The sequence below is a fragment of the Rhodovulum strictum genome (assembly GCF_009649175.1).
GTDB classification, from domain to species: Bacteria; Pseudomonadota; Alphaproteobacteria; order Rhodobacterales; family Rhodobacteraceae; genus Rhodovulum; species Rhodovulum strictum.
Genome location: NZ_WJPO01000008.1, coordinates 60,292 through 87,190, shown reverse-complemented (window position 1 = coordinate 87,190; position 26,899 = coordinate 60,292). Strand labels below are relative to the sequence as shown.

23 protein-coding genes are annotated in these 26,899 nt (G+C 68.1%); 19 read left to right on the top strand and 4 right to left on the bottom strand.

Annotated elements, in window-relative coordinates:
- The first annotated feature begins 200 nt into the window (after nt 1-200).
- From dnaG to GH815_RS07315, 11 genes are all read left to right on the top strand, one after another.
- Entirely contained in the window at nt 201-2,189 is a 1,989-nt protein-coding gene (gene dnaG, locus GH815_RS07365) for a DNA primase (protein WP_153748119.1), read from the top strand.
- 95 nt (nt 2,190-2,284) lie between these two features.
- Nucleotides 2,285-4,273, top strand: a complete 1,989-nt coding sequence (rpoD, locus tag GH815_RS07360) for an RNA polymerase sigma factor RpoD (RefSeq protein WP_153748118.1) — start codon at nt 2,285-2,287, stop codon at nt 4,271-4,273.
- 39 nt (nt 4,274-4,312) lie between these two features.
- A complete protein-coding gene (locus GH815_RS07355) occupies nt 4,313-4,636 on the top strand; it encodes a GIY-YIG nuclease family protein (RefSeq protein ID WP_153748117.1) in 324 nt (107 codons plus the stop codon).
- A gap of 275 nt (nt 4,637-4,911) precedes the next feature.
- The gene (locus GH815_RS07350) at nt 4,912-6,432 is read left to right on the top strand and encodes an ABC transporter ATP-binding protein (RefSeq protein WP_343030710.1); all 1,521 of its coding nucleotides are present in this window, start codon (nt 4,912-4,914) and stop codon (nt 6,430-6,432) included.
- 9 nt (nt 6,433-6,441) lie between these two features.
- On the top strand, nt 6,442-7,527 hold the full coding sequence (locus GH815_RS07345; protein WP_153748116.1) for an ABC transporter permease: 1,086 nt from the start codon (nt 6,442-6,444) through the stop codon (nt 7,525-7,527).
- Nucleotides 7,527-8,459 (top strand): ABC transporter permease, encoded by a 933-nt coding sequence (locus GH815_RS07340; protein ID WP_153748115.1) that lies wholly within the window; start codon nt 7,527-7,529, stop codon nt 8,457-8,459. Before GH815_RS07345 ends, GH815_RS07340 begins: the two co-directional genes overlap by 1 nt.
- Before the next feature lie 54 nt (nt 8,460-8,513).
- Nucleotides 8,514-9,587 carry a BMP family ABC transporter substrate-binding protein gene (locus GH815_RS07335; protein WP_153748114.1) on the top strand — a complete coding sequence of 358 codons (1,074 nt, stop codon included), beginning with the start codon at nt 8,514-8,516 and terminating at the stop codon, nt 9,585-9,587.
- Nucleotides 9,588-9,707: 120 nt separating this feature from the next.
- On the top strand, nt 9,708-10,784 hold the full coding sequence (locus GH815_RS07330) for an NAD(P)/FAD-dependent oxidoreductase (protein ID WP_153748113.1): 1,077 nt from the start codon (nt 9,708-9,710) through the stop codon (nt 10,782-10,784).
- Nucleotides 10,781-11,482, top strand: a complete 702-nt coding sequence (locus tag GH815_RS07325) for a DUF938 domain-containing protein (protein ID WP_153748112.1) — start codon at nt 10,781-10,783, stop codon at nt 11,480-11,482. The genes GH815_RS07330 and GH815_RS07325 overlap by 4 nt, the downstream gene beginning before the upstream one ends.
- 32 nt (nt 11,483-11,514) lie before the next feature.
- Entirely contained in the window at nt 11,515-11,871 is a 357-nt protein-coding gene (locus GH815_RS07320; RefSeq protein ID WP_153748111.1) for a carboxymuconolactone decarboxylase family protein, read from the top strand.
- Nucleotides 11,872-11,951: 80 nt separating this feature from the next.
- Nucleotides 11,952-12,389 (top strand): EF-hand domain-containing protein, encoded by a 438-nt coding sequence (locus GH815_RS07315; protein ID WP_153748110.1) that lies wholly within the window; start codon nt 11,952-11,954, stop codon nt 12,387-12,389.
- Nucleotides 12,390-12,408: 19 nt separating this feature from the next.
- On the opposite strand, the gene GH815_RS07310 is transcribed toward GH815_RS07315, so the two are convergent.
- Together GH815_RS07310 and GH815_RS07305 are read right to left on the bottom strand one after the other, a co-directional pair.
- On the bottom strand, nt 12,409-13,665 hold the full coding sequence (locus GH815_RS07310) for a DEAD/DEAH box helicase (protein WP_153748109.1): 1,257 nt from the start codon (nt 13,663-13,665) through the stop codon (nt 12,409-12,411).
- Between the two features lie 289 nt (nt 13,666-13,954).
- A complete protein-coding gene (locus GH815_RS07305) occupies nt 13,955-14,434 on the bottom strand; it encodes an Lrp/AsnC family transcriptional regulator (protein ID WP_153748108.1) in 480 nt (159 codons plus the stop codon).
- A 159-nt stretch (nt 14,435-14,593) separates the two neighbouring features.
- On the opposite strand from GH815_RS07305, the gene GH815_RS07300 reads away from it, so the two are divergent.
- Entirely contained in the window at nt 14,594-18,184 is a 3,591-nt protein-coding gene (locus GH815_RS07300) for a hydantoinase B/oxoprolinase family protein (RefSeq protein ID WP_153748107.1), read from the top strand.
- An 18-nt stretch (nt 18,185-18,202) separates the two neighbouring features.
- Here the strand turns inward: GH815_RS07300 and bhcR are convergent, their stop codons facing one another.
- On the bottom strand, nt 18,203-19,018 hold the full coding sequence (gene bhcR / locus GH815_RS07295; RefSeq protein WP_153748106.1) for an HTH-type transcriptional regulator BhcR: 816 nt from the start codon (nt 19,016-19,018) through the stop codon (nt 18,203-18,205).
- 186 nt (nt 19,019-19,204) lie between these two features.
- Between bhcR and bhcA the strand changes: the two genes are divergently transcribed.
- From bhcA to bhcD, 4 genes are all read left to right on the top strand, one after another.
- Nucleotides 19,205-20,383 (top strand): L-aspartate--glyoxylate aminotransferase BhcA, encoded by a 1,179-nt coding sequence (gene bhcA / locus GH815_RS07290; RefSeq protein WP_153748105.1) that lies wholly within the window; start codon nt 19,205-19,207, stop codon nt 20,381-20,383.
- A gap of 7 nt (nt 20,384-20,390) precedes the next feature.
- Nucleotides 20,391-21,362, top strand: coding sequence for a beta-hydroxyaspartate dehydratase BhcB (bhcB, locus tag GH815_RS07285; RefSeq protein ID WP_153748104.1), 972 nt, complete (start codon nt 20,391-20,393; stop codon nt 21,360-21,362).
- Nucleotides 21,363-21,377: 15 nt separating this feature from the next.
- The gene (bhcC, locus tag GH815_RS07280; protein ID WP_153748103.1) at nt 21,378-22,541 is read left to right on the top strand and encodes a 3-hydroxy-D-aspartate aldolase BhcC; all 1,164 of its coding nucleotides are present in this window, start codon (nt 21,378-21,380) and stop codon (nt 22,539-22,541) included.
- 174 nt (nt 22,542-22,715) lie between these two features.
- Nucleotides 22,716-23,681 carry an iminosuccinate reductase BhcD gene (bhcD, locus tag GH815_RS07275; RefSeq protein ID WP_153748102.1) on the top strand — a complete coding sequence of 322 codons (966 nt, stop codon included), beginning with the start codon at nt 22,716-22,718 and terminating at the stop codon, nt 23,679-23,681.
- Between the two features lie 21 nt (nt 23,682-23,702).
- Here bhcD and GH815_RS07270 read toward each other — a convergent pair whose 3' ends face one another.
- Nucleotides 23,703-24,662 (bottom strand): zinc ABC transporter substrate-binding protein, encoded by a 960-nt coding sequence (locus GH815_RS07270; RefSeq protein ID WP_153748101.1) that lies wholly within the window; start codon nt 24,660-24,662, stop codon nt 23,703-23,705.
- A 79-nt stretch (nt 24,663-24,741) separates the two neighbouring features.
- Between GH815_RS07270 and GH815_RS07265 the strand changes: the two genes are divergently transcribed.
- From GH815_RS07265 to GH815_RS07255, 3 genes are read left to right on the top strand one after another with little or no spacing between them, the layout of a single operon-like run.
- Nucleotides 24,742-25,230 carry a Fur family transcriptional regulator gene (locus GH815_RS07265; protein WP_153748100.1) on the top strand — a complete coding sequence of 163 codons (489 nt, stop codon included), beginning with the start codon at nt 24,742-24,744 and terminating at the stop codon, nt 25,228-25,230.
- Nucleotides 25,227-26,003 (top strand): metal ABC transporter ATP-binding protein, encoded by a 777-nt coding sequence (locus tag GH815_RS07260; protein ID WP_153748099.1) that lies wholly within the window; start codon nt 25,227-25,229, stop codon nt 26,001-26,003. The genes GH815_RS07265 and GH815_RS07260 overlap by 4 nt, the downstream gene beginning before the upstream one ends.
- On the top strand, nt 25,993-26,778 hold the full coding sequence (locus tag GH815_RS07255; RefSeq protein ID WP_153748098.1) for an iron chelate uptake ABC transporter family permease subunit: 786 nt from the start codon (nt 25,993-25,995) through the stop codon (nt 26,776-26,778). The genes GH815_RS07260 and GH815_RS07255 overlap by 11 nt, the downstream gene beginning before the upstream one ends.
- Nucleotides 26,779-26,899 lie beyond the last annotated feature (121 nt).

Genomic DNA, 26,899 nt, shown 5'->3' with positions numbered 1-26,899 from the left:
TATGATGGGCAATCCGGGGCGAAATTGAGGCGGAAAACCTTGCGTTCAGGTGAATCTTCGGCCGAATCCGTGCGTTTTTGCGGCCGTTCTCCGGCATTGTGGTTCGCCCCGGGACAATCGCCCGCCGGGGACGGGACAGGCGTTGCACAGGGCCGCAGGGCGACTGGACAGAACCCCGCCCGCGCCCGATATAATGCGCCATGAGCCTGCCCCCCGGATTCCTCGAAGAATTGCGCAGCCGCGTGTCGCTGGCGGGTGTGGTCGGCCGCAAGGTCACCTGGGATCTGCGCAAGTCGAATCAGGGCAAGGGCGATCTGTGGGCGCCCTGTCCGTTCCACGAGGAACGGACCGCCAGTTTCCATGTCGATGACCGCAAGGGCTATTACTACTGCTTCGGCTGCCACGCGAAGGGCGACGCGATCTCGTTCCTGCGCGAGACCGAGAATATCGGATTCATGGAAGCGGTCGAGATCCTCGCGCGCGAGGCCGGCATGCAGATGCCCGCGCGCGATCCGCAGGCGCAGCAAAAGGCCGACCGCCGCGCGCAACTGGCCGAGGTGATGGAACAGGCGCTGCGCCATTACCGCATGCAGTTGCGCAGCGCTGCGGCGGCCGAGGCGCGGGCCTATCTCGACCGGCGCGGGCTGGACGAGGCGGCGCGCGACCGTTGGGAAATCGGCTTTGCCCCGCCGGGCTGGCAGGGGCTGTGGGAACATCTGCGCAGCCGCGGCGTCGCCGAGGATCTGATCCTGGGGGCGGGGCTGGCGCGGCCCTCCGACCGCGGGGGCACACCCTATGACATCTTCCGCAACCGCATCCTGTTCCCGATCCGCGACGCGCGCGGGCGTGCCATCGCCTTTGGCGGCCGGGCGATGGACCCGGCGGATGGCGCGAAATACCTGAACTCGCCGCAGACCGAGCTGTTCGACAAGGGGCTGAACCTTTACAACCACGGCCCCGCGCGCGAGGCGGCGGGCAAGGGCCAGCCGCTGATCGTGGCCGAGGGCTACATGGACGTGATCGCGCTGGTCGAGGCGGGGTTCCCGGCGGCGGTGGCCCCCCTGGGCACCGCGATCACCGAGGCGCAGTTGCACCTGCTCTGGCGCATCCATCCCGAGCCGGTGATCGCGCTTGACGGCGACAAGGCGGGGATCAATGCCGCGCGCCGCCTGATCGACCTGGCGCTGCCGCTGCTAGAGGCGGGCCATGCGCTGCGCTTTGCCCTGATGCCGCCCGGGCAGGATCCCGATGACGTGATCCGCAGCGGCGGGGCGGGGGCCATGGGCAAGCTGATCGAGGCCGCGCGCCCGATGGTGCAACTGTTGTGGGAGCGCGAGACCGAGGGCAAATCCTTTGACAGCCCCGAACGCCGCGCCGCGCTGGACCGCGACCTGCGTCAGGCGCTGGTCCGGATCAAGGATCCCTCGCTGCGGCGCCATTACGGCGACGAGATCAACCGCCTGCGCTGGGCCCTGTTCCGCCCCGCCCGCAGCCCAGCCCGCAAGGGCGAATGGAAGGGGCGCCCGGCCCCCGCCGCCCCGCGCCCCAGCACGCGCGGCTCGGCGCTGGTCGCCGCCCCCGCGCGGTTCGAGGAAGAACTGCGCGAGGCGGTGATCCTGGCCACGCTGATCGCCCATCCCGCGCTGATCCCCGAATTCGAAAGCGAACTGGAACGGCTGGACTGCGCCTCTGCCGAACACGCGCGCCTGCTGGCCGCGCTTCTGGCCGAGGCCCATGCCACGCCGCATGACGCGCCTGCGGCATTCCGCGCCGCGCTGACGGCCCGTGTCGGCGCCGCGCCCCTTGAAAAGCTGCATGCGCTCGGCCATGTCCGCATAGCACCGCCGATCCGCGACCCCGGTGATGCCACCAAGGCTGCGCTGTGTCTGGCCGAGGAACTGGCCAAACTGTCGGCAGAGCGGGGTGCGGAACGGGAGATCGAGGAAGCGATGCACGATCTTCAGGGTCTGGCGGACGAGGGGCTGACCTGGCGTCTGGGCCAGGCGGCCGAGGCGCGCAACCGCGCGGGCCGCAAGCAGACCGAGGATCGAACCGACTTCCAGATCGGGCCGAACGGCGCCCGGATCAGCCGCGACGAGAAGGACGCCTTTGACGAATTGCTGGAACGAATCGACTACAGCCGCGGAAAGCGACGCATTCCGGGCGCAGGAGGTCGGGAAACGTCGTGACAACCAGGGGAATCGGGTGGCCTTCCCGATGATTCGCGCTAATGAGTCGGGTCCAGTAGCCTGAACGAATCAGCCTCCCCCGCAAGGAGCACTCCATGGCAGCGAAAGACGCCGACGACCGCAAGACCGACGAGCAGGATCCCGAGATCTCGCTCGACATGAGCCAGGCCCAGGTCAAGAGGATGATCGCCGACGCCAAGGAGCGCGGCTACATCACCTATGACCAGCTCAACCAGGTCCTGCCCCCCGAACAGGTGTCGTCGGAGCAGATCGAGGACGTGATGTCGATGCTCTCCGAAATGGGCATCAATGTCATCGATTCCGACGACGACGCCGAGGAACCCGACGAGGGCTCGACCGAAGTGGTCGAAACCTCCTCCTCGCGCGAGGTCGCGGTCGCCACCAGCCAGTCCGAGACGCTGGATCGCACCGACGACCCGGTGCGGATGTACCTGCGCGAGATGGGCTCGGTCGAGTTGCTGTCGCGCGAGGGCGAGATCGCCATCGCCAAGCGGATCGAGGCCGGGCGCAACACGATGATCGCGGGGCTTTGCGAAAGCCCGCTGACCTTTCAGGCGATCACCATCTGGCGCGACGAGCTTCTGAACGAGGACATCCTGCTGCGCGATGTCATCGACCTTGATGCCACCTTCGGCCGCTCGGTCGAGGGCGACGACGACGTGCCGGTGGTCGACGGGCTGGATGTCGAGGCGGCGGCCAACACCAATACCCGCCGCGATGCCGAGCCCGAGCTTGATGCCGACGGCAACCCGATCCGCCGCGACGACGAGGACGAGGACGACGAGCAGGCCAACATGAGCCTTGCCGCGATGGAGGCCGCGCTGAAACCGCGCGTGCTGGAAACGCTGGACCGGATCGCGCGCGATTATGTCAAGCTGTCCCAGATCCAGGACAAGCGCATCCAGGCGACGCTGAACAAGGCGCTGCAATTCTCCCAGCGCGACGAGACCGAATACCAGAAGCTGCGCGCCGAGATCGTCGAGCTGGTGAACGAGCTGCACCTGCACAACAACCGGATCGAGGCGCTGATCGACCAGCTTTACGGCATCAACCGCAAGATCATGCAGATCGACAGCGCCATGGTGAAGCTCGCCGACGAGGCGCGCATCAACCGGCGCGAGTTCATCGACGAATATCGCGGCCACGAGCTTGATCCGCACTGGATGGAGCGGATGGCGGGCAAGGCCGGGCGCGGCTGGCAGGCTTTCGTGGAACGCTCGGGCTACAAGGTGGCCGAATTGCGCGCCGACATGGCGCAGGTCGGCCAGTATGTCGGCGTCGACATCCAGGAATTCCGCCGCATCGTCAATCAGGTCCAGAAGGGCGAGAAAGAGGCCCGTCAGGCCAAGAAGGAAATGGTCGAGGCGAACCTGCGGCTGGTGATCTCGATTGCCAAGAAATACACCAACCGGGGCCTGCAATTCCTCGATCTCATCCAGGAAGGCAATATCGGGCTGATGAAGGCGGTGGACAAGTTCGAATACCGCCGCGGCTACAAGTTCAGCACCTATGCGACCTGGTGGATCCGCCAGGCGATCACCCGCTCGATCGCCGATCAGGCCCGCACCATCCGCATCCCCGTCCACATGATCGAGACGATCAACAAGCTGGTGCGCACGGGCCGCCAGATGCTGCACGAGATCGGTCGCGAACCCACGCCCGAGGAACTGGCCGAAAAGCTCCAGATGCCGCTGGAAAAGGTTCGCAAGGTGATGAAGATCGCCAAGGAACCGATCAGCCTCGAAACCCCCATCGGCGACGAGGAGGACAGCCAGCTTGGCGATTTCATCGAGGACAAGAACGCCGTCCTGCCGCTGGACAGCGCCATTCAGGAAAACCTCAAGGAAACCACGACCCGCGTCCTCGCCTCGCTGACCCCGCGCGAGGAACGGGTGCTGCGCATGCGTTTCGGCATCGGCATGAACACCGACCACACGCTTGAGGAAGTCGGCCAGCAATTCAGCGTCACCCGCGAACGCATCCGCCAGATCGAGGCCAAGGCGCTCAGGAAGTTGAAGCACCCGAGCCGGTCGCGGAAGTTGCGGAGTTTCCTGGATCAGTAGGATTGACACGAGCAAGCTACGCCCGATCCATTTGCTGACATGCCGCGGAAGCTCCGATATGTGGTCTATAAAATCTCCTTCCCCAACGGGAAAATCTATGTTGGCAAGGACATAGGCGAGCCCGGCCATTCCCTGCGGTATTTCGGCTCCTGGAATGTGCTGGATGTCGAGGCCGACTTCTCTGTTGAGGAGTTGCGCGACTTCTCGTTGCGAAAGGAAATACTGTTTGAAAGCGACGACAAGGCAGAGATCTCGCGCAAGGAATCCGAGTTCATCATTGCCCTGCGTTCGAACGATCCGGAAATAGGCTATAACAAGACGCATAGACGGGTGCTGCAAAGGACGCGGCCCGAGAAGGCGTAGGGTGGGTGCCAACCCACCGCCCCCCTTCCCGTCGCGCACCGTCTACCCCGCCGACCGCAGGAAAACCTCAAGGAAACGATGCGCCGCGTCCTGGGGGCCCTCATGCCGCGCGGAACTGGCTGGCCTGCTTGCGCCCATGGCGGGTGATCGTTTTGTGGGCAGATGCCGACGATCCGGGCGGGTTGCGGGCCGGATGCGGCCCGAGACCGTTGCAGGGGGGCGCACGGTCGGTCTAGTAGACGAAAGGAAGCAAGGACCGCTGGGGACGCCGCCGGGTGACAGCACTACTGAAAGTCGAGGGCCTGACCAGGGCCTATCCCGGGGTGGTCGCCAATGATCGCGTCAGCTTCGATATCGCCGAAGGCGAAATCCACGCGCTTCTGGGCGAGAACGGCGCGGGGAAATCCACCCTCGTCAAGATGATCTACGGCCTTGTGCAGCCGGATGCGGGTGGCATGACGCTGCGCGGCCGGGCCTATGCGCCCGCCGAACCCAGTGCGGCACGCAAGGCGGGCGTGGCGATGGTGTTCCAGCATTTCAGCCTGTTCGACGCGCTCAGCGTGGCCGAGAACATCGCGCTGGGCATGGAGACGCCGCCGCCGATGCGCCAGCTTGCCGCCCGGATCCGCGCGGTCAGCGAAACCTATGGCCTGCCGCTGAACCCCGCGCGGCTGGTCGGCGATCTGTCCGCCGGCGAACGCCAGCGGGTCGAGATCATCCGCTGCCTGCTTCAGGATCCCAAGCTGCTGATCATGGACGAACCGACCAGCGTGCTGACCCCGCAAGAGGTGTCGATCCTGTTCGCAACGCTCAGGAAACTGGCCGCCGAGGGGACCGCGATCCTTTACATCTCGCACAAGCTCGAGGAAATCCGCACGCTCTGCGACCGGGCGACGATCCTGCGCCGCGGTCGCGTTGTCGAAAGCTGCATCCCGCGCGAGAAAAGCGCCGCGGATCTGGCCGAGATGATGGTGGGCGCGCGGCTTGACACGCCTGCTCGGGCGGGCGGCAGCCCCGGCGAGGTGGTGCTAGAGGTCACGGGGCTGTCGCTGCCCTCGGCCACGCCGTTCGGCACATCGCTGCGCGACATCTCGTTCAGCGTCCGCGCGGGCGAGATCCTGGGCGTCGGTGGGGTCGCGGGCAATGGGCAGGACGAATTGCTGGCCGCGCTTTCGGGCGAGACGCCGGTCACGCCGGGGGCGGTGCGGCTCAAGGGGCGGCCGATCGGGGCGCTGGGGCCAAGCCCGCGGCGGCGCATCGCGGTGCTGGCCGCGCCCGAGGAACGGCTGGGCCATGCCGCCGCGCCAGACATGAGCCTGACCGAAAACGCGCTGCTGACCGCCGCGATCCGCGAAGGGCTGGCCGCGCGCGGTTTCCTGAACTGGCCCGCGACGCGCGCCTTTGCCGAAAGGGTGATCGCGGATTTCGACGTGCGCACGCCGGGGCCGGGCAATGCCGCGCGCTCGCTTTCGGGGGGCAACCTTCAGAAATTCGTCATCGGCCGCGAGGTCTTGCAGCGCCCCGAGGTTCTGGTCGTGAACCAGCCGACCTGGGGCGTCGATGCGGCGGCGGCCGCCGCGATCCGGCAGGCGCTGCTTGATCTCGCGCAAGCGGGCGCGGCGGTCATCGTCATCAGCCAGGATCTGGACGAGCTGATGGAGATCTCGGACCGCTTCGCCGCGCTGAACGAAGGTCGGCTGTCCCCCCCGCGCCCCGCGCAGGGCCTGACGCTGGAGGAAATCGGCCTGATGCTGGGCGGCGCGCATGACATGGAGGTGGCCCATGTGGCCGACTAGGGGGCAGCCATGATCCGCCTTGAAAAACGCCCCCAGCCCTCGCGCATCTGGACGGTGGCCACCCCGGTTCTTGCCGTGGCGCTGACCATGGTGGCGGGCGGGCTGATGTTCGCCGCACTGGGCAAGGATCCGGTCGTGGCGATCCGCACGATCTTCTGGGATCCGCTGTTCAACGAACAGTTCGCCAGCTATTCGCGCCCGCAATTGCTGGTAAAGGCGGGGCCGTTGATCCTGATCGCCACGGGGCTGTCGCTGGGCTTTCGCGCGGGCATCTGGAACATCGGCGCCGAGGGGCAATACATCATGGGCGCGCTTGCGGGGGCGGGCGTGGCACTGGCGCTTTACCCGCTGGATGCGTGGTTCCTGTTCCCGCTGATGGTGCTGGCCGGGGCGCTGGGCGGCTGGGCCTGGGCGATGATCCCGGCGATCCTCAAGACGCGGTTCCGCACCAACGAAATCCTCGTCTCGCTGCTGCTGGTCTATGTGGCCGAGCAGGTGCTGGCCGCGATGGCGCTGGGGCTTATGAAGAACCCCGAGGGCGGCGGCTTTCCGGGCAGCCGCAACCTTCAGCATTATCCGGCGGCGGCCAATACCGAACTGATCGCGGGCACCGGCATGCATTGGGGCGTCGCCGCCGCCTTCATCGCGGTCATCGCGGCCTATGTGATGTTGACCCGGCACATGCTGGGCTTTCAGATCCGGCTGGCGGGCCAGAGCCCCCGCGCCGCGCGCTTTGCGGGTGTCAATCCGAACGCGCTGGTGCTGATCTGCCTGGGGCTGTCGGGGGCGCTGGCGGGGCTTGCGGGCATGTTCGAGGTGTCGGGGCCGGCCGGGCGGGTCAATATCGGCTTCAACCAGGGCTATGGCTTCACCGCGATCATCGTCGCCTTCCTGGGGCGGCTGCATCCGGTCGGAATCCTGCTGGCGGGGCTCTTGATGGCGCTGACCTATATCGGCGGCGAGCTTGCACAATTCATGCTTGGCATCCCGGCTGCTGCAATCCAGGCCTTTCAGGGAATGTTGCTTTTCTTCCTGCTGGGGGTCGATGTCTTGTCCAATTACCACATTCGCCTTGGGCGGCGGAGGGTTGCCTGATGGATCTGTCCGCGATCAATCCGGCGGTGCTGGCGGCCTCGCTGATGGTGGCGGCGACGCCGATCCTGCTGGCCGCGATCGGCGAACTGGTGGTCGAGAAATCGGGCGTCCTGAACCTAGGCGTCGAGGGCATGATGATCACCGGCGCGATCTGCGGCTTTGCCATCGCGGTCGAGACCGGAAGCCCTGTCCTGGGCTTTCTGGCGGCGATGCTCGGGGGGGCGGCGCTGTCGCTGGTCTTCGGCTTCCTGACCCAGGTGCTTATGTCGAACCAGGTGGCGACGGGGCTGGCGCTGACGCTGTTCGGGCTGGGTTTTTCGGCGCTGATCGGGCAGGGCTATGTCGGCATCAAGCCCCCCGCGATGGCGAAACCCGATCTGGGTCCGCTGGCCGATATCCCGGTTCTGGGCCGCATCCTGTTTTCCCACGATCTGATCGTCTATCTCAGCCTTGGGCTGGTAGTCGCGGTCTGGGTCTTCCTGCGCTTCACGCGGCCCGGGCTGATCCTGCGCGCGGTGGGCGAAAACCACGACGCGGCCCATGCGCTGGGCTATCACGTGGTGCGCATCCGGCTGGCCGCCATCGCCTTTGGCGGTGCCTGCGCGGGGCTGGGGGGGGCCTATCTCAGCCTGATCCGCGTGCCGCAATGGACCGAAGGCATGACCGCGGGCGCAGGCTGGATCGCGCTGGCCATAGTGGTCTTTGCCAGCTGGCGGGCGGGGCGGGTACTGCTGGGTGCCTATCTGTTCGGCGGGGTGGCGGTGCTGCAACTGAACCTGCAAGCCGCAGGCGTTGCCGTTCCGGTCGAACTCTTGTCCGCCTCGCCCTATCTGGTAACGATCCTTGTGCTCGTCATCATGTCGGCCGACCGGGGCCGCGCGGCACTGAACGCGCCCGCCTCGCTGGGCCGGGTGTTCCACGCCTCGAATTGAGGCCTTGCCAACCGGCGGCCCGTCAGCCGCCGCCAACACGGGAGATCACGATCCATGAACCGCAGAACACTCCTTGCCTCGGCTGCCTTCGCGTTGGGCCTTGCCGGGGCCGCGGCTGCCCAGGACAAGATCAAGGTCGGCTTCGTCTATGTCGGCCCGATCGGCGATGGCGGTTGGACCTATGAACATGACAAGGGCCGGCTGGCGATCGAGGCGCAGTTCGGCGATGCGGTGGAAACCGTCTATCAGGAAAGCGTGCCCGAAGGCGCGGATGCCGAGCGGGTGATGACCCAGATGGCGCTGTCGGGGGCGGATCTGATCTTTGCGACCTCGTTCGGCTACATGGATCCGGTCATCAATGTCGCGCAGAAATTCCCCAATGTGAAATTCGAGCACGCCACCGGCTACAAGCGCGCCGACAATGTCAGCACCTATTCCGCCCGCTTCTACGAAGGCCGCGCGGTGCAGGGTCTGATCGCCGGGCGCATGACGGAATCGAACATCATCGGCTATATCGGCGCCTATCCGATCCCCGAGGTGATCCAGGGGATCAACGCCGCCTACATCCATGCAAAACAAGTCAATCCCGACGTCCAGTTCAAGATCGTCTGGGCCTATACCTGGTTCGATCCGGCCAAGGAGGCCGATGCGGCAACTGCACTTATCGAACAAGGGGCCGATGTGATCCTTCAGCACACCGACTCGACCGCGCCGCAGGCCGCGGCCGAGCGGGCGGGCAATGTCTATACTTTCGGGCAGGCCTCGGACATGGCCGAATATGCGCCGAAACCGCGGATCTCCTCGATCATCGACAACTGGTCGCCCTATTACATCGACCGCGTTCAGGCGGTGATCGACGGCACCTGGGAAAGCACGGACACCTGGGACGGGATCGGTCCGGGCATGGTCGAGATCGGCGAGATCTCGGAGGCAGTGCCCGCCGAGGTCAAGGCCGAGGCCGAGGCGCTGATCGCCGCGCTGGCAAGCGGCGAGTATCACGCCTTTACCGGGCCGCTGAACCGGCAGGACGGCACGCCCTGGCTGGCCGAGGGCGAGGTGGCGGATGACGCGACGCTTCTGGGCATGAACTTCTATGTCGAGGGGCTGACCGCCGAAGTTCCGAAATAAGGCAGGGGGGCGCTGCCCCCGCCGCCGCGGGCGCGGCGGCTCCCCCGGGATATTTCCGGCCAGAAGAAGGGCGCGCGGCGGGGCTTTGGCTTTGCCGCGCGCTTGCGTTATGTCGGGGGCATGGACAACGATTTCATCGTGATCGGCGGCGGGATCGCCGGGGTGTCGGTCGGCGCGCGGCTGTCCGATCTGGGGCGCGTCGCGTTGGTCGAGGCCGAGGCGGGGCTGGGCTATCACGCCTCGGGGCGGTCGGCGGCGCTGTTCGACATGTGCCTGGGCGCCCCGCCCATCGTGGCGCTGAACCGGGCCAGCCATGACGCGCATGCGGCAATGGGGGGCCTGTCCGAGCGCGGGTTGATGGTGGTCGGCCGTGCCGAGGACGCGGCGGCGTTTGCGCGCGATGTCGCGCATATGGGGCTTGTGCGCCTGTCGCCGGAGGAGGCGCGGGCGCGCATGCCGGTGCTGAACCCCGCAAGCCTGGCCTTTGCCGGGTTCAACCCCGAGGCCTGGGATCTGGACACCGACCGGATGATCCAGGCCCATGTCCGCGAGATCCGGGCCGGGGGCGGCAGCGTGACGACCGGCGCGCGGGTCACGGCGATCACCCGGATTGCCGCTGGCTGGCGGGTCGAGACCGGCAAGGGCCCCGTCGAGGGGCGCGTTCTGGTCAATGCCGCGGGCGCCTGGGTGGACGAGGTGGCGCGGATGGCGGGGGTGGCGCCGCTGGGCTTTGTCCCGATGCGCCGGTCGATGGCGCGGCTGCCTGCACCGGGGGGGCAGGATCTGCGCGGCTGGCCCATGGTGGTGGGCGCGGGCGAGCGGTGGTATTGCAAGCCCGATGCCGGAAAGCTGCTGGTTTCGCCCGCCGAGGAGGATCCGGTGGCGCCGCATGACGCCTTTGCCGATGACATGGTTCTGGCCGAGGGGCTGGCGCGTTACGAGGAAATGGTGACCGAGCCCGTCACCCGGGTCGAGACGAACTGGGCGGGCTTGCGGACCTTTGCGCCGGACCGGCTGCTGGTGATCGGTTTCGATCCGGCCGAGCCCGCCTTTTTCTGGCAGGCGGGGCAGGGTGGCGTGGGGTTTCAGACAGCCCCCGCGGCCAGCAATCTGGCGGCCGATCTGGTCGCGGGGCGCGCGCCTGCCATCGGGGCCGAACTGGCCGCGGTCTTCAGCCCCGGGCGGTTCGCGCCATGAGCCGGCGGTTGAGCCTTCCCGACAGCGCCTCGGTGGCGCAGCCCGGCGCGGATGGGCGGATGCACGCGCCGTCTGCCGCGCGCAATGCCGACGCCATCTGCGCGGTGATCGCCACGCGGGCGCCGCAAACGGGCCGGGCGCTGGAGATCGCCAGCGGGACGGGCGAACATGCGGTGCGGATCGCGGCGGACCTGCCCGGGCTCGACTGGCAACCCACCGAGATCGACCCCGCGCGACGGGCCAGCATCGACGCCTGGGCCGCCCATGCGGGACTGGCGAACATCCGGCCCGCCATTGCGCTGGATGCCTGTGCGCCGGGCTGGGGGGCGGCGTATCGGGGCCAGGATCTGATCTTTGCCAGCAACATCCTGCATCTTGTCAGCCAGACCGAGGCCGGGACGCTGGTGCGCGAGGCCGCCGCCGCGCTGGCGCCGGGGGGCGTGCTGATGATCTACGGCCCGTTCCGCCGCGACGAGGGATTCGCCAGCGAAGGCGATGCGGCCTTTCACGCGAGCCTTGTCGCGCAGGATCCCGGTATCGGCTACAAATCCGTCGCCGAGGTGCTGGGCTGGATGCAGGCAGCGGGGCTGGTGGCCGAGCCCCCGGCCGAAATGCCCGCGAACAACCTGACGCTGATCGCCGGGAAACCCGTCTGCCTTGACCCGGGTCAAGGAAAGGGGGCAGGAAAACTGGTGTGAGGGATGCGAGTTTGAGCCGCAGGGAGACAGGCATGGACTGGACGGCAAAACGCGACACGACCAAGGATCAGCTCAAGCGGCTGAACAAGGCGATCCCCGAGGCGACCAAGGCGTTCGGGGCGCTGGGCAAGGCGGTCAAGGAGGGCGGCACGCTCGATTTCAAGACCAAGGAATTCGTCGCGCTGGGCATTGCGGTCGCGACCCGCTGCGAAGCCTGCATCGTGCTGCATATGGAGGCGCTGGTGCGTGTGGGCGCCACCCGCGACGAGGTGGGCGATGTGCTGGCCATGGCGATCCAGATGGGGGGCGGCCCGGCGATGATGTATGCGGCTGCCGCGATGGAATGTTACGATCAGCTGACCGAGGAAAAGGCGCAGGCGGTCGAATAGGCGTCTGCGGCGCCGCGGTTGCCTGACCGGCAGGACTGGCCTACAGCTTTGGGGTCAGATCCCTGCAAGGAGCCGCGCCCATGCCCCGTCCTGTCCCGGCCGCCCTGATCCTAGGTCTGTTTGCCAGCGCCGCCGCGGCGGGCAGTCCCGGCGGGTTGGAGGGGCGCTTTGTTGCGGAATGGGACCGCAACGGCGATGGCATCGCCACCCTGGCCGAGATCATGCAGATCCCGCCCGGGGTGTTCGCCCGGTTCGACAGCGACGGCAACGGCATCCTCGACCCGCACGAGGCCGCCCGCTTCGATGCGGCGCGGCAGTCCGATCTGCGTGCCGTGGGCGGGCGCAGCGGGGCCGAGATCGCGCGGCTGGCCAGCGGGCTGCGGCTGAAGCGCAACGACCTTGACGGCAATGGCCGGATCAGCCCGGCCGAGCTGCGGCTGGCCGGGGCGGACTGGCTGGCGCTGCTTGACCGCAACGGCGACGGGGCCATCAGCGCGGCGGATTTCGTCCCCCGCTGACCCCGCGCCTGTCCGCGGCTCAGGCCGCGCGGCGGCGGCGCGGGCGCCGTGCCTTGCCCGGGGCCGGGTTCTCGGCGCGCGGGCGTGCGGCGGGTTTGCCACCGCGCGGCTGCGGCTTGCCTGCCGTTCGGGGGGCACCGCTGCCGGACGGGCGGTCGCCGCTGGCCACGGGGATCTCGATCTTCATCAGGCGTTCGATCTGTTGCAGCAGCCCCACCTCGTCGGGGGCGCACAGCGCGATCGCCTCGCCCTCGCGCCCGGCGCGGGCGGTGCGGCCGATGCGGTGAACATAGTTGTCCGGCACTTCGGGCAGGTCGAAATTCACCACATAGGCCACGCCGGGAATGTCGATGCCGCGCGCGGCGACATCGGTGGCGACCAGCGTGGTGATCGTGCCCTCGCGGAACGCCTTGATCGCGCGGTCGCGCTGGCCCTGGCTCTTGTTGCCATGGATCGAGGCGGCGTTGTGCCCGTCGGCGACCAGCCCCTTCATCAGCTTTTCGGCGCCGTGCTTGGTGCGCGCGAAGACCAGCGTCAGCGCGCCGGGATCGCGGGCCAAGATGTCGCGCAGGCGGGCGGGTTTCTCGGCCTTGTCAAGGAAATGCACCGACTGGGTGACCTTGTCGGCGGCCTTGCCCGGGGGCGAAACCTGCACCCGGCGCGGATCGGTCAGATAGGCGCGGCTCAGTTCCTCCATCTGTTTCGGCATCGTGGCCGAGAACAGCATGGTCTGGCGCGGCGTGCCCAGTTTCGGGGCGATCCGGCGCAGGGCATGGATGAAGCCCAGATCCAGCATTTGGTCAGCCTCGTCCAGCACCAGATGGCGGGCCGTGCCCAGATCGACCGCGCGGCGGTCCATCAGGTCGATCAGCCGACCCGGTGTTGCGACCAGGATATCGGTGCCGCGTTCCAGCAGGCTGACCTGCCGGTTGATCGACTGCCCGCCCACCACGGTCGCAACGCGCAGTTTCGTGCCCGCGGTCAGGGCGCGCAGCGCGTCGGCGATCTGGGTGACCAGTTCGCGCGTCGGTGCCAGGATCAGCGCCTTGGCGGATTTCGGCGCGGGCTTGCCGGGGCTTGCCATCAGGTTCTGGATCAGCGGCAGGCCGAAGGCCAGCGTCTTGCCGGTGCCGGTCTGGGCAAGGCCCAGGATGTCGTGGCCTTCCAGCGCCAGCGGGATCGCCTGGGTCTGGATCGGGGTGGGGGTCGCAAAACCTGCCTGGTGCAGCGCATCGGTCAGGGTCGACACGAGGCCGAGGGTGGTGAAATCGCTCAAGGGACGTCCTTTTCTGGTCGCGCAAGGGCATGCGGCCCCGCGCGGGAAAACCGGAACACCGCGCGGATCGCGCGGCGCAAGTGGGTTGGCGCGGCCTCGGGACAGACGGGAATCGCCCGCGCCATCCGGCCGTCGCGTCGTGAACCCTGCGTGATGGGGAACGGAGATGTCTTTTGCGCTGATACGCCCCGCACCGGGGCGTGGCCTGCTCACGCGGCAGCGCAGCGATCCCTGTCAATGGGCCATCGGCGCCGACAAGTCAAGCGTCATGGTCGGGCGGCGTGCCGGTTCATCCGACCGGCAGGACGGTGGTCGCCTTGATCTCCTCCATCGACAACAGGGCCGTGACGTTGAAGATGCGCACATCCGCGATCAGCGCCTGATAAAAGGTGTCATAGGCCGCGGCATCCGACACGCGCACCTTCAGGATATAGTCGATCTCGCCTGCCAGCCTGTGCGCTTCCAGAACCTCCGGGCGTTTCAGCAGCGCGGCAAGGAAACGGCGCTGCCAGTCCGCCTCGTGTTCCGAGGTGCGGATCAGCACGAAGAAACAGGTGCCGCGATCCAGCGCCCGCGGGTCGACGATCACCGTCTGCTGGCGGATCACGCCTGCCTCGCGCATCTTGCGGATGCGGTTCCAGACCGGCGTCTTGGACGAGCCGACCTTTTTCGCGATATCGTCCAGCGACTGGGCGGCATCGGCCTGCAACTCGCCCAGGATGCGCCGGTCCAGCGCGTCAAGCTCGGGTCTGTCATCGGTGCGGGCCATGGTCCTCTCCTTGCGGGGTCGGCCTACAATCGGAACGCCGTTCCCCGGATGCAAGGGAAATCCGCAGCCTGTCGGGACAGCGTTCCGCCCGGCGCCGGGCTGGCCTTGACCTTTCGCGCGCGCGGCGGACATGGTGGCGCGGGGCAGCGGGGCAGGGACATGGGCGGCTGGGAATTCTGGATCGACCGGGGCGGTACCTTTACCGACATCGTGGCGCGCGCGCCCGATGGGCGGCTCATGACCCACAAGCTTCTGTCCGAGAACCCCGAACGCTACCGCGATGCCGCCGTGCAGGGCATCCGCGATCTGCTGGGGCTGGCGCCGGATACGTCCTTGCCCGAGGGCGCGATCCGGGCGGTCAAGATGGGCACGACGGTTGCCACCAACGCGCTTCTGGAGCGCAAGGGCGAGCGGGTGCTGCTGCTGATCACGCAGGGCTTCGCGGATCTGCTGCGCATCGGCTACCAGACCCGGCCGCGGCTGTTCGACCTGCATATCCGCCGCCCGGACCTGCTCTACGAGGACGTGGCCGAGGTGGCCGAGCGGCTGGATGCCGACGGCAATATCCTGCTGCCGCTGGACGAAGACGCGGCGCGGGCGGCGCTGCGGGCGGCGCATGGCCGCGGCATCCGGGCGGTCGCCATCGCGCTGATGCATGGCTACCTGAACGGCGCGCATGAGGACCGGCTGGCCGAAATCGCTGCCGAGGAGGGATTCACCCAGGTCTCGGTCAGCCATCGCGTCTCGCGCCTCATCAAGCTGGTGGGGCGGGGCGATACCACGGTGGTCGATGCCTATCTCTCGCCGATCCTGCGCCGCTATGTCGATCAGGTGGCGGGCGCGCTGGATGTCGGCGCGGGGGGCTGCGAGCGGCTGTTGTTCATGCAGTCGAATGGCGGGCTGACCGATGCCGCACTGTTCCAGGGCAAGGACGCGATCCTCTCGGGGCCCGCGGGTGGCATCGTCGGCATGGTCCGAACGGCGGAGGCCGCGGGTTTCGACCGGCTGATCGGCTTCGACATGGGCGGCACGTCCACCGATGTCAGCCATTATGCCGGAACCTATGAGCGCAGCTTCGAAACCGAGGTGGCGGGCGTCCGGATGCGCGCGCCGATGATGGACATTCACACCGTTGCCGCGGGCGGCGGGTCGATCTGCCGCTTCGCCGATGGCCGGTTCCAGGTCGGTCCCGAAAGCGCGGGCGCCGATCCGGGGCCTGCCTGCTATCGCCGGGGCGGGCCGCTGACGGTGACCGATTGCAACGTGATGCTGGGCAAGCTGAACCCCGCGCATTTCCCCGCCCTGTTCGGGCCGGGGGGCGATCAGCCGCTGGATGTGGATATCGTGCGCGAGAAATTCGCCGCACTGGCCCATGACATCGCGGCCGCCACGGGCGAGACCGCGCGCAGCCCCGAAGCGGTGGCCGAAGGCTTCCTGCGGATCGCCGTCGACAACATGGCGAACGCGATCAAGAAGATATCCGTCCAGCGCGGCCATGACGTCACCGGCTACACGCTGCAATGTTTCGGCGGCGCGGGCGGGCAGCATGCCTGTCTGGTGGCCGATGCGCTGGGCATGAAGCGGGTGTTCCTGCATCCCTTTGCGGGGGTGCTGTCGGCCTATGGCATGGGCCTGGCCGAGATCCGGGCCATCGAGGAAACCCAGTTCGACGCCTCGCTTGCCGATATCGCCGGGGCCGAGGCCGCCGTTGCCGCGCTGCGGACCCGGGCGATGGCGCAGGTCGCCGCGCAGGGTGTGCCCGAGGACGCGATCCGCACCGTGGCCCGGGCGCATCTGCGCTATGAGGGTTCGCACCAGACGCTGGAGGTGCCCTTTGCCCCCCCGCCCGGAATGCAGGCGGCGTTCGAGGCCGCGCATCTGGCGCGCTTCGGCTTCACCTCGCCCGAACGGGCGCTCTGCTTCGACATGCTGGATGTCGAGGCGATCGGCGCCACCGGCGAGGCGCCCGCCGCGATGGTGCCCGGGGCTTCGGCGCAGGTCATGGCGCGCGTTCCGGTGCATCTGGACGGCGCATGGGCCGAGGTGCCGCTTTACGACCGCACAAGCCTTGGCGCCGGGGTGCGGATCGACGGCCCCGCCATCATCGCCGAGCCCACGGGGACCAATGTGGTCGAACCGGGCTGGGCCGCCGAACTGGATGCCCTTGGCAACCTGATCCTGACCCGCGTTCAGGCCAAGTCCCGCCCCCGCGCGCTGGGCACCGAGGCCGACCCGGTGCTGCTGGAGGTGATGTCGAACCTGTTCATGTCGGTGGCCGAGCAGATGGGTGCTACGCTGGCGAACACGTCCTGGTCGGTCAACATCAAGGAGCGACTGGATTTTTCCTGCGCGATCTTCGACGCCAGGGGCGATCTGGTGGCCAACGCCCCGCATGTGCCGGTGCATCTTGGTTCCATGTCGGACTCGATCAAGGCGGTGATGCGCGAGAATGCAGGCGCGATCCGGCCGGGCGACGCCTTCATGCTGAACTCGCCCTATAATGGCGGCACGCATCTGCCCGACGTGACGGTGGTGACGCCGGTCTTTGTCGGCGACGAGATCCTGTTCTGGCTGGGCTCGCGCGGGCATCATGCCGATATCGGCGGGCGCACGCCGGGATCGGCGCCGCCCGACTCGACCGTGATCGAGGACGAGGGCGTGCTGATCGACAATGTCCGGCTGGTGGATCAGGGCCGATTGATGGAGCAGGAAACCGCTGCGCTGCTGGCCTCGGGGCGCTGGCCCTGCCGCAACGTCGCGCAGAACATGGCCGATCTCAAGGCGCAGGTCGCCGCGAACGAGACCGGGCGGCGGGAATTGCTGAAGGTGGTCGAGCAATACGGCCGCGACGTGGTGATGGCCTATATGGGCCATGTGCAGGACAATGCCGAGGAAAGCGTGCGCCGGGTGATCGGCACGCTGCGCGATGGCAGCTTTTCCTACCCGATGGATCACGGCGCGGTCATCAAGGTGGCGTTGCGCGTGGATCGCGACCGCCGCGAGGCGGTGATCGACTTCACCGGCACCTCGCCGCAGGATGCGGGCAATTACAACGCGCCCCTGGCGATCTGCCGGGCGGTGGTGCTCTATGTCTTCCGCACCATGGTCGGCGCCGAGATCCCGCTGAACGAGGGCTGCCTGAAACCGCTGAAGATCATCGTGCCCGAAGGCTCGATGCTGAACCCGCGCTACCCGGCGGCCGTTATCGCCGGCAATACCGAGGTCAGCCAGGCCGCCTGCAACGCGCTATACGGCGCGCTGGGCGTGATCGCGTGCAGCCAGGGCACGATGAACAATTTCGCCTGGGGCAATGCGCGGTTCCAGAACTACGAAACCATCGCGGGCGGCACCGGGGCCGGGCCGGGCTTTCCGGGCTGCGACGCGGTGCAAAGCCACATGACCAACACCCGGATGACCGACCCGGAAGTGCTGGAACGGCGCTTTCCCGTGCGGCTGGAGGCGTTCGCGATCCGGCGCGGCTCGGGCGGGGGCGGGCGCTGGCGCGGCGGGGACGGGGTGATCCGGCGGCTCAGATTCCTTGAACCCGTGACGGTGACGACGCTGTGTTCGCACCGGGAGATCCCGCCCTTCGGGGTGGGCGGCGGCGATCCGGGTGCGGTGGGCGAGAACCGCGCCGAACTGCCCGGCGGCCAGCGGGTCGAGTTGAGGGGCAATGACCGGATCGACCTTCCGGCCGGGGCGCTGTTCGAGATCAACACCCCCGGCGGCGGTGGCTGGGGCACGCCCTAGGCCACGGGCGGGCCGGAATCAGCCCGGCGGCGTGCCCCCGATGGCCGCCGTCACGCTATCTGCGGCGCGGCGCACCTCCTGGCCGATCCGGGTGGCCTCGGACAGGGTCATGCGAAAGGCCGGTCCCGAGACGGAAAGCCCCGCGACCGGCTCGCCATAAGCGTTGAAGACCGGCGCGGCGACGCAGCGCATGCCCTCGGCGCGTTCCTGGTCGTCGATGGCGAAGCCGCGTTCCCGCGTGCGGGCAAGGTCGCGCCCAAGGCTTGCCTCGGAGGTGATCGACAGCGAGGTGAAGCCCGTCAGCCCCTTTTCCGCAACGATGGCCGCCACCCGCGCCTCGGGGTAATAGGCCAGCAGCGCCTTGCCGATCCCCGAGACATGCATCGGGCTGCGGGTGCCGGGCGGAAAGAAGGCGCGGATCGCCTCATGCGTCTCGACCTGGGTCAAAAACAGCACCTCGTCGCGGTTCTCGATGCCCAGATTTGCCGTCTCGCCGGTCGCGCGCATCAGCGCCTGCATCGCCCCGCGCGAGCGTTCCGCGACATTGGCCCGGCGCAGGAAGCCCGAGCCGATGCGGAACGCGCCTGCGCCCACATGCCAGCGCTGGGCGCCCTCCTCGAACTCGACGATCTCATGGCCCTGAAGCGTGACCAGAACGCGGTAGACCGTGGCCGCGCTTTGCCCGGTGCGGTCGGCCAGTTCGCTCAGCGTCAGGCCGTTGGTCTTGGCCAGCGCACGCAACAGCGACATCGCCCGGTCTAGCGACTGGATGGTGTTCTGGTCGGTCTTGTCATGAAAGGCGCGGGGGCGGCCGCGGGGCCGGGGCTGGGTCATGCGAATCGGTCCTTTCGCGTGCTGCGCTGCAAAATGAAATGTTTTTTCATTTTCGGGAAGGTAAAAATCGCATGAATTATAGCGGGTTGGGTGTTTTTTCGTCAGGCGGATGAATTTTTCAAAAAAATTGCCCGCCCCACCCCGCCCGCGCTATCCACAAGCCGCGACACAGGGAGGATCGACCGCATGTCCAGCCAGAACCCCGTCTTCATCCCCGGCCCGACCAACATCCCCGAGGCACTGCGCCGGGCCTGCGACATTCCCACGATGGACCACCGCTCGGCCGCCTTTCCGCCGCTGTTCGACCGCGCCAAGGCGGGCGTGAAGCGGGTGCTCAGGATGGACGAGGGCGAGGTGATCCTGTTCCCGGCCTCGGGCACCGGCGGCTGGGAGGCCGCCGTCACCAACACGCTGAGCCCCGGCGACAAGGTTCTGGCCGCGCGGCATGGCATGTTCTCGATGAAATGGATCGACCTGTGCCAGCGCCATCGCCTGGATGTCGAGATCGTGACCTGCCCCTGGGGCGAGGGTGCCCCGGTCGAGCGCTTCGCCCAGATCCTGGCCGCCGATACCGCGCACGAGATCAAGGCGGTTCTGGTCACCCATAACGAAACGGCGACGGGTGTCGTCTCGGATGTGGCGGGGGTGCGCCGGGCGCTGGATGCGGCGCAGCACCCTGCGCTTCTGATGGTCGATGGCGTCAGTTCCATCGGGTCGATGGATTTCCGGATGACGGAATGGGGCGTCGATCTGGCGGTCGCGGGCTCGCAAAAGGGCTTCATGCTGCCGGTGGGCCTGGCCATTGTCGGCGTCAGCCCCAGGGCGCTGGCGGCGATGGAGGGGGCCAGGCTGTCGCGCTGCTTCTTCGATTTCCGCGACATGCTGAAACTCGGCACGCCCTATACCCCTGCGGTGGGGCTGTTGAACGGGCTGGGCGTGGCCTGCGACATGCTGCTGGAAGAGGGGCTTGAAAACGTCTTTGCCCGTCATCACCGCATCGCCGAGGGCGTGCGCAAGGCGGTTGCGGCCTGGGGGCTGCGGCCTTGCGCGGTGGCGCCTGCGCTCTATTCCAATTCGGTGACGGCCATCGTCCTGCCCGAGGGGATCGACGGCAACGCGCTCTGTCGGCACGCGGCCGATGCCTATGGCGTGGCCTATGGCGCCGGACTGGGCGAGGTCGCGGGCAAGGTGTTCCGCATCGGCCATCTGGGGATGCTGACCGATGTTCTGGCGCTGTCGGGGATCGCGACGGCCGAGATGGCGATGGCGGATATGGGCGTTCCGGTCACGCTGGGCAGCGGCGTGGCGGCGGCACAGGCGCATTACCGGGCAACCAGGGCAGCCCCGGTGCGGGCGGCAGCGTGAGGGTGCGATGAAGGATCAGAGCCAGATGTATATCCCGACCTATGACGACGTGGTGGCGGCGCATGCGCGGATCGCGCCCCATATCCACCGCACGCCGGTCCTGACCTCGAGCTATTTCAACGAGCTGACCGGCGCCGAGCTGTTCTTCAAATGCGAGAATTTCCAGAAGGCTGGCGCCTTCAAGGTGCGCGGCGCCTGCAACGCGGTCTTCGGTCTGGACGACGAGACGGCGCAGAAGGGCGTGGCGACGCACAGTTCGGGCAACCATGCGCTGTCGCTGTCCTACGCGGCCGGGCGCCGTGGCATTCCCTGTCATGTGGTGATGCCGCGCACCGCGCCGCAGGCCAAGAAGGACGCCGTGCGGGGCTATGGCGGCTCGATCACCGAATGCGAACCGTCCACCTCCAGCCGCGAGGCGGTGTTCGCCGAGGTGCAGGCCCGCACGGGCGCCGAATTCGTGCATCCCTATAATGACTGGCGGGTGATCGCGGGGCAGGGGACATGCGCGCGCGAGTTGAACGAACAGGTGCCGGGGCTGGACGCGGTGATCGCGCCGATCGGCGGCGGCGGCATGGTGTCGGGCACCTGCCTGACGCTGTCCACCATCGCGCCGGGGATCAGGATCTATGCCGCCGAGCCGGAACAGGCCGACGATGCCTGTCGCAGCTTCAAGGCCGGTCACATCATTGCCGACGACGCCCCCGAGACGGTGGCCGACGGGTTGAAAGTGCCGCTGAAGGAACTCACCTGGCATTTCGTGTCGAACCACGTGACCGACATCCTGACCGCATCCGAGCAGGAGATCATCGACGCGATGAAGCTGACCTGGCAGCGGATGAAGATCGTGATGGAGGCAAGCTGCGCCGTGCCGCTGGCCACCATCCTGAAGAACCGCGACGTCTTTGCGGGCAGACGCGTGGGCGTCATCATCACGGGCGGCAATGTCGATCTGGACAAGCTGCCCTGGATCAAGGGCTGAACAGGGAGAAACGCCATGAAGGACGTGACGGATTTTCAAGGGCTCGAAGTGGGCTATGACATCCCCGCCCTGCCGGGGATGGACGCGGCGGACATCCAGACCCCGTGCCTGGTGCTGGATCTCGACGCGCTGGAGCGCAACATCAGGAAGATGGGCGACTGGGCCAAAGCGCATGGCATGCGCCACCGGGTGCATGGCAAGATGCACAAGTCGGTGGATGTGGCACTGTTGCAGGAACGCCTTGGCGGATCCTGCGGCGTCTGCTGCCAGAAGGTCAGCGAGGCCGAGGTCTTTGCCCGCGGCGGCATCAAGGATGTGCTGGTCTCGAACCAGGTGCGCGACAAGGCCAAGATCGACCGCCTGGCGCGTATCCCGAAGCTTGGCGCGCGCACCATCGTCTGTGTCGATGACCTGGCCAACGTGGCCGACCTGTCGGCGGCCGCGGTCAAGCACGGCACCCAGATCGAATGCCTTGTGGAAATCGACTGCGGCGCCGGGCGCTGCGGGGTGACGAGTACGCAAGCCGTGGTCGAGATCGCCAGGGCGATCGACGCGGCACCGGGGCTGAAATTCGCCGGTATCCAGGCCTATCAGGGCGCGATGCAGCACATGGACCTTTACGAGGACCGCAAGGCCAAGATCGACATCGCGGTGGCGATGGTGCGCGATGCGGTCGAGGGGCTGAAGGCCACGGGGCTGGACTGCGACATCGTCGGCGGCGGCGGGACGGGCAGCTATTATTTCGAGGGCAATTCGGGGGTCTATAACGAGCTGCAATGCGGCTCCTACGCCTTCATGGATGCCGATTACGGGCGGATCCTCGACAAGGACGGCAAGCGGATCGACCAGGGCGAATGGGAGAATGCGCTGTTCATCCTGACCAGCGTGATGAGCCATGTGAAGGCGGATCGCGCGATCTGCGATGCCGGGCTCAAGGCGCAATCGGTCGATAGCGGGCTGCCCTTCATCTTTGGCCGCGACGATGTGGAATACATCAAATGCTCGGACGAGCATGGCGTGATTTCGGATCCGAAGGGCGTGCTGAAGGTCGGCGAGAAGCTGAAACTGGTGCCCGGCCATTGCGACCCGACCTGCAATGTCCATGACTGGTATGTGGGCGTGCGCGGCGACAAGGTCGAGGTGGTCTGGCCGGTTTCGGCGCGCGGCAAGGCATACTGACGGGGCGCTCCCGCCCCCGGCCGGCACGGGACGCATGCGCCCCGCTTGTCCGGGGTTGGGCGTGGCGCGGCCTGACGGCCGCGCGCCTCCGGCGGGGATATTTATGGCCAGAAGAAGACAGGGCGCGGGGACGCGGTCCCGGCGCCTGTTTCGGTGTCACAAGGAGGGGCAGGGATGATCATCGTTCCCGAGAAGGAGATCGCCGGGCTGATCTCGGCCGAGGAGTGTTTCGAGGCGGTCGAGGCGGTGTTTGCCGCGATGGCGCGGGGGGAGGCGTGGAACTTTCCCGTGGTGCGCGAGGCGATCGGCCATGCGGATGCGCTATATGGTTTCAAGTCGGGCTTTGACCGGGCGGGGCTGGTGCTGGGGTTGAAATCGGGGGGCTACTGGCCGGGCAACATGGCAAGGGGGCTGACCAACCATCAATCGACCGTGGTGCTGTTCGATCCCGATACCGGGCAGGCCAGGGCGCTGGTGGGCGGCAACCTGTTGACGGCGCTCAGGACGGCGGCGGCGAGTGCGGTGTCGATCCGGCATCTGGCGCGCAAGGATGCGAGGGTCCTGGGCATGGTCGGCGCGGGGCATCAGTCGGCCTTTCAGTTGCGGGCGGCGGTGCGCGAGCGGGAGTTCGAGAAGGTGGTGGGCTGGAACTATCACCCCGAGATGCTGCCCCGGCTGGCCGAGACCGCCGAGGAACTGGGCCTGCCCTTCGAGGCGGTGTCGCTGGAGGAACTGGGCGCGCAGGCGGATGTGATCGTCACCATCACGTCGAGTTTCGAGGCGCAACTGAAGGAGGCCCATATCCGGCCCGGCACGCATCTGGCCTGCATGGGGACCGACACAAAGGGCAAGCAGGAGGTCGATCCGGCGATTCTGGCGCGCGCGCGGGTGTTCACCGACGAGGTCGCGCAATCGGTCAGCATCGGCGAGGCGCAGCATGCGGTGGCGGCGGGGCTGATCGGCGCGGGCGACATCACCCAGATCGGCGCGGTGATCGCGGGGCTGGCGCCGGGGCGGCAATCGGCCGACGAGATCACGCTGTTCGACGGGACCGGCGTGGGCTTGCAGGATCTGGCGGTCGCGGCCCGGGCGGTCGAGATCGCGCGGGCGCGCGGCGTCGCAGTCGAGATCGACTTCTGATCGGGCCGGGTGGCGGGGGGCTCAGCCCCCCGCGCCCGCGACGCAATCGGCGATGGTCCGGGCAAGTCCGGTCAGGAGTGCGGGGTAAAGGTCGGGGCCGAATTCCATCGTGCTGCCCGACGGGTCCAGCAGCCCGCCGATGCGGGTGTCCGTGCCCTCGACGATGGCGGTGACATGGGCCGGATCGTGCTGGGCCTCGGGGAAGATGCAGGCGATCCCGCCCTCACGCAGCTGGCCGCGCAGGTCCGCCAGCCGCCCGGCACCCGGAGAGGCGGCATCGCCCAGCGCGATGGAACCGGCGACCGTGATGCCGAAATGATCAGCGAAATAGCCATAGGCATCGTGAAACACCATGATCGGGGCATCGCCCACCGGCGCCAGCAGGCTGCGCGTCTCGGCCTCGGCCGCGTCGATCATCGCCAGTGTCGCCTCGGCATTGGCGGCATAGGCGGCAGCGTTGTCGGGGTCGAGCGCGGCCAGACGCGCGGCGATGGCCCGGGTCCAGACCCGCCCGTTCTCGGGGTCGAGCCAGGCATGGGGGTCGAGCCCGGTATGGTCATGTGTGTCGGCCGCCTCATGCGCGTGGTCATGGCCATGGCCGTGATCGTGAGCGTGATCATGGTCGTGATCATGCCCGCCCGTGTCGCCGAAATCGCGCCGGAACGTGCCCGGCAGGTCCAGGAGCGCAACGCTTTCGCCCGAAAGCCCGACGCCCGCGATGGCGCGTTCCAGCCAGGGCGTCATGCGCGGCCCGATCCACAGCACCAGATCGGCCTCGGACAAGGCCCTGGCCTGGGACGGGCGCAGCTGGAAGTGATGCGGGTCGGCCCCCTTGTCGAGCAGGATGTCGGGCGTGCCAAGCTCCCCCATGACCGCGGCGGTCAGTGCATGGACGGCGGGGATGTCTGTCATTACCTTGGGCGGCGCGGCCAGTGCCGGGGCGGCGGTCAGGACAAGGGCGAGGGCGGTCAGCGAACGCATGGGGGCTCCGTCATTTCCGGGTTGTGCGGCTTGGTTGGCAAGGAATATGTTATAAGATAACTAGTCAAGAGGGAATCGGATGGACCCCGACGGCACGCTGGCCTTTGCCAGCCATGACCACGCCGCCTGCCGCGACGGGGCGATGGCCCATGCCGAAGCCGTGGCCGAGGCAAAGGGCCTGCGCCTGACCCCCGTGCGCCGCCGTGCGCTGGAAATCCTGCTCGAGTCGCATCAGGCGCTGGGCGCCTATGATGTGCTCGACCGGCTGGCCGAAGAGGGGTTCGGCCGCCAGCCGCCCGTGGCCTATCGCGCGCTGGAATTCCTGGTCGAGCATGGCTTCGCCCATCGCATCCGGCGGCTGAACGCCTTTGCCGCCTGCATGCACCCGGGCGAGGCGCATGTGCCGGTCTTTCTGATCTGCTCGGCCTGCAACGGTCTGGCCGAGGCGCCGGGGGCCGCGGTGGCCGCGTCCCTTCGGCAGGCCGCCGGCCCACTCGGCTTCCGGGTCGAGCGGATGAGCATCGAGGCGGTCGGCCTCTGCCCCGCCTGCCAGGGGGCCAGCGAATGACGCTGATCGCCGCGCGCGGGCTCGCGGTGCGCTATGGCGGGGTGACGGCCCTGCGCGATGTCGCCTTCGCGATCGAGCCCGGAGAGATCGTGACATTGGTCGGCCCGAACGGATCGGGCAAATCCTCGCTGGTGCGCGCGCTGCTCGGCGTGGTCCGTCCGTCCGAGGGGCAGGTGACGCGCCGCGCCGGGCTGCGCATCGGCTATGTGCCGCAGCGGCTGGCGGTGGACGACCGCATGCCGCTGAGCGTGGCGCGCTTCCTGTCGCTGCCTGACCGCCGCGGCCGGGCCGAGATCGCGGCGATGCTGGCCCATGTCGGGGTGCCGGGGCTCGAGGGCCGCCAGATGACAGCGCTTTCGGGCGGGCAGTTCCAGCGGGTGCTGCTGGCGCGCGCCTTGCTGGCCGAGCCGGAACTGCTGATCCTGGACGAGGCGACGCAGGGCCTCGACCAGCCCGGCACCGCATCCTTCTATCAACTGGTCGAGGATGTCCGGCACCAGACCGGCGCGGGCATCCTGATGGTCAGCCATGACCTGCATGTGGTGATGGCGGCCTCTGACCGGGTGATATGCCTGAACGGCCATATCTGCTGCCAGGGCCAGCCCCATGTGGTCACCGCCGCGCCGGAATACCGCGCGCTGTTCGGGCTGGGCACGCTGGGGACCATGGCGCTTTACCAGCACGCGCATGATCACGACCACGACGCCTGCGACCATACCCATGGCGACGCCCACGCGCATGCCGCGGAAAAGGAGCCCGCCCATGCTGGATGATTTCCTGGTCCGCGCCGGGCTTGCGGGTCTGGCGGTGGCCATCGCCGCCGGCCCCCTGGGCAGCTTCGTGGTCTGGCGCCGGATGGCCTATTTCGGCGAGGCGACGGCCCATGCCGCGATCCTGGGCGTGGCGCTGGCGCTGGCCTTCCAGATTTCGCTTTTCGCGGGCACGCTGGCCACGGCGCTGGCAATGGCGCTGACCGTGACCGCGCTGGCGGGCCGCGGCCTTGCGATCGACACGGCGCTTGGCGTGCTGGCCCATGGCGCGCTTGCCATCGGGCTTGTGGCGGTTTCCTTCCTGCCCGCGGTGCGGGTCGATCTCTCGGCCTATCTCTTCGGTGACATCCTCGCCGTGGGACGCAGCCAGCTTGCGGTGATCTGGGCGGGCGCGCTCGGCGTTCTGGCGCTTCTGCTCTGGCGCTGGAACGCGCTGCTGACCGTCACCGTCAGCGAGGAACTGGCCAAGGCCGCCGGGCTCGATCCCGGCCGCGAACGGCTGGCGCTGACCGTTGCCCTTGCGCTTGTCGTCGCTGTCGCGCTCCAGGTCGTCGGCGCGCTGCTGATCGTGGCGATGCTGATCATCCCCGCCGCGGCCGCCCGCCCGCTCTCCCGCTCGCCCGAAACGATGGCCATTCTCGCCACGCTCTTCGCGGGGCTCGCCGCGCTGGGCGGGCTCTGGGGCTCGCTCCGCTTCGACACGCCCGCGGGCCCCAGCATCGTGGTCGCCGCGACCGCGCTGTTCGCGCTCAGCCGCCTCGCCCCCCGCCGCGCCTGACCCGGGCCCTTCTTCTGGCCTCAAATACCCCCGCCGGAGGCGCCGCGCGCGTCAGCGCGCGGCCACGCCCAACGCCGGACAAGCGGGGCGTCAGCCCCGCGCAGGCCGGGGGCGGGAGAGG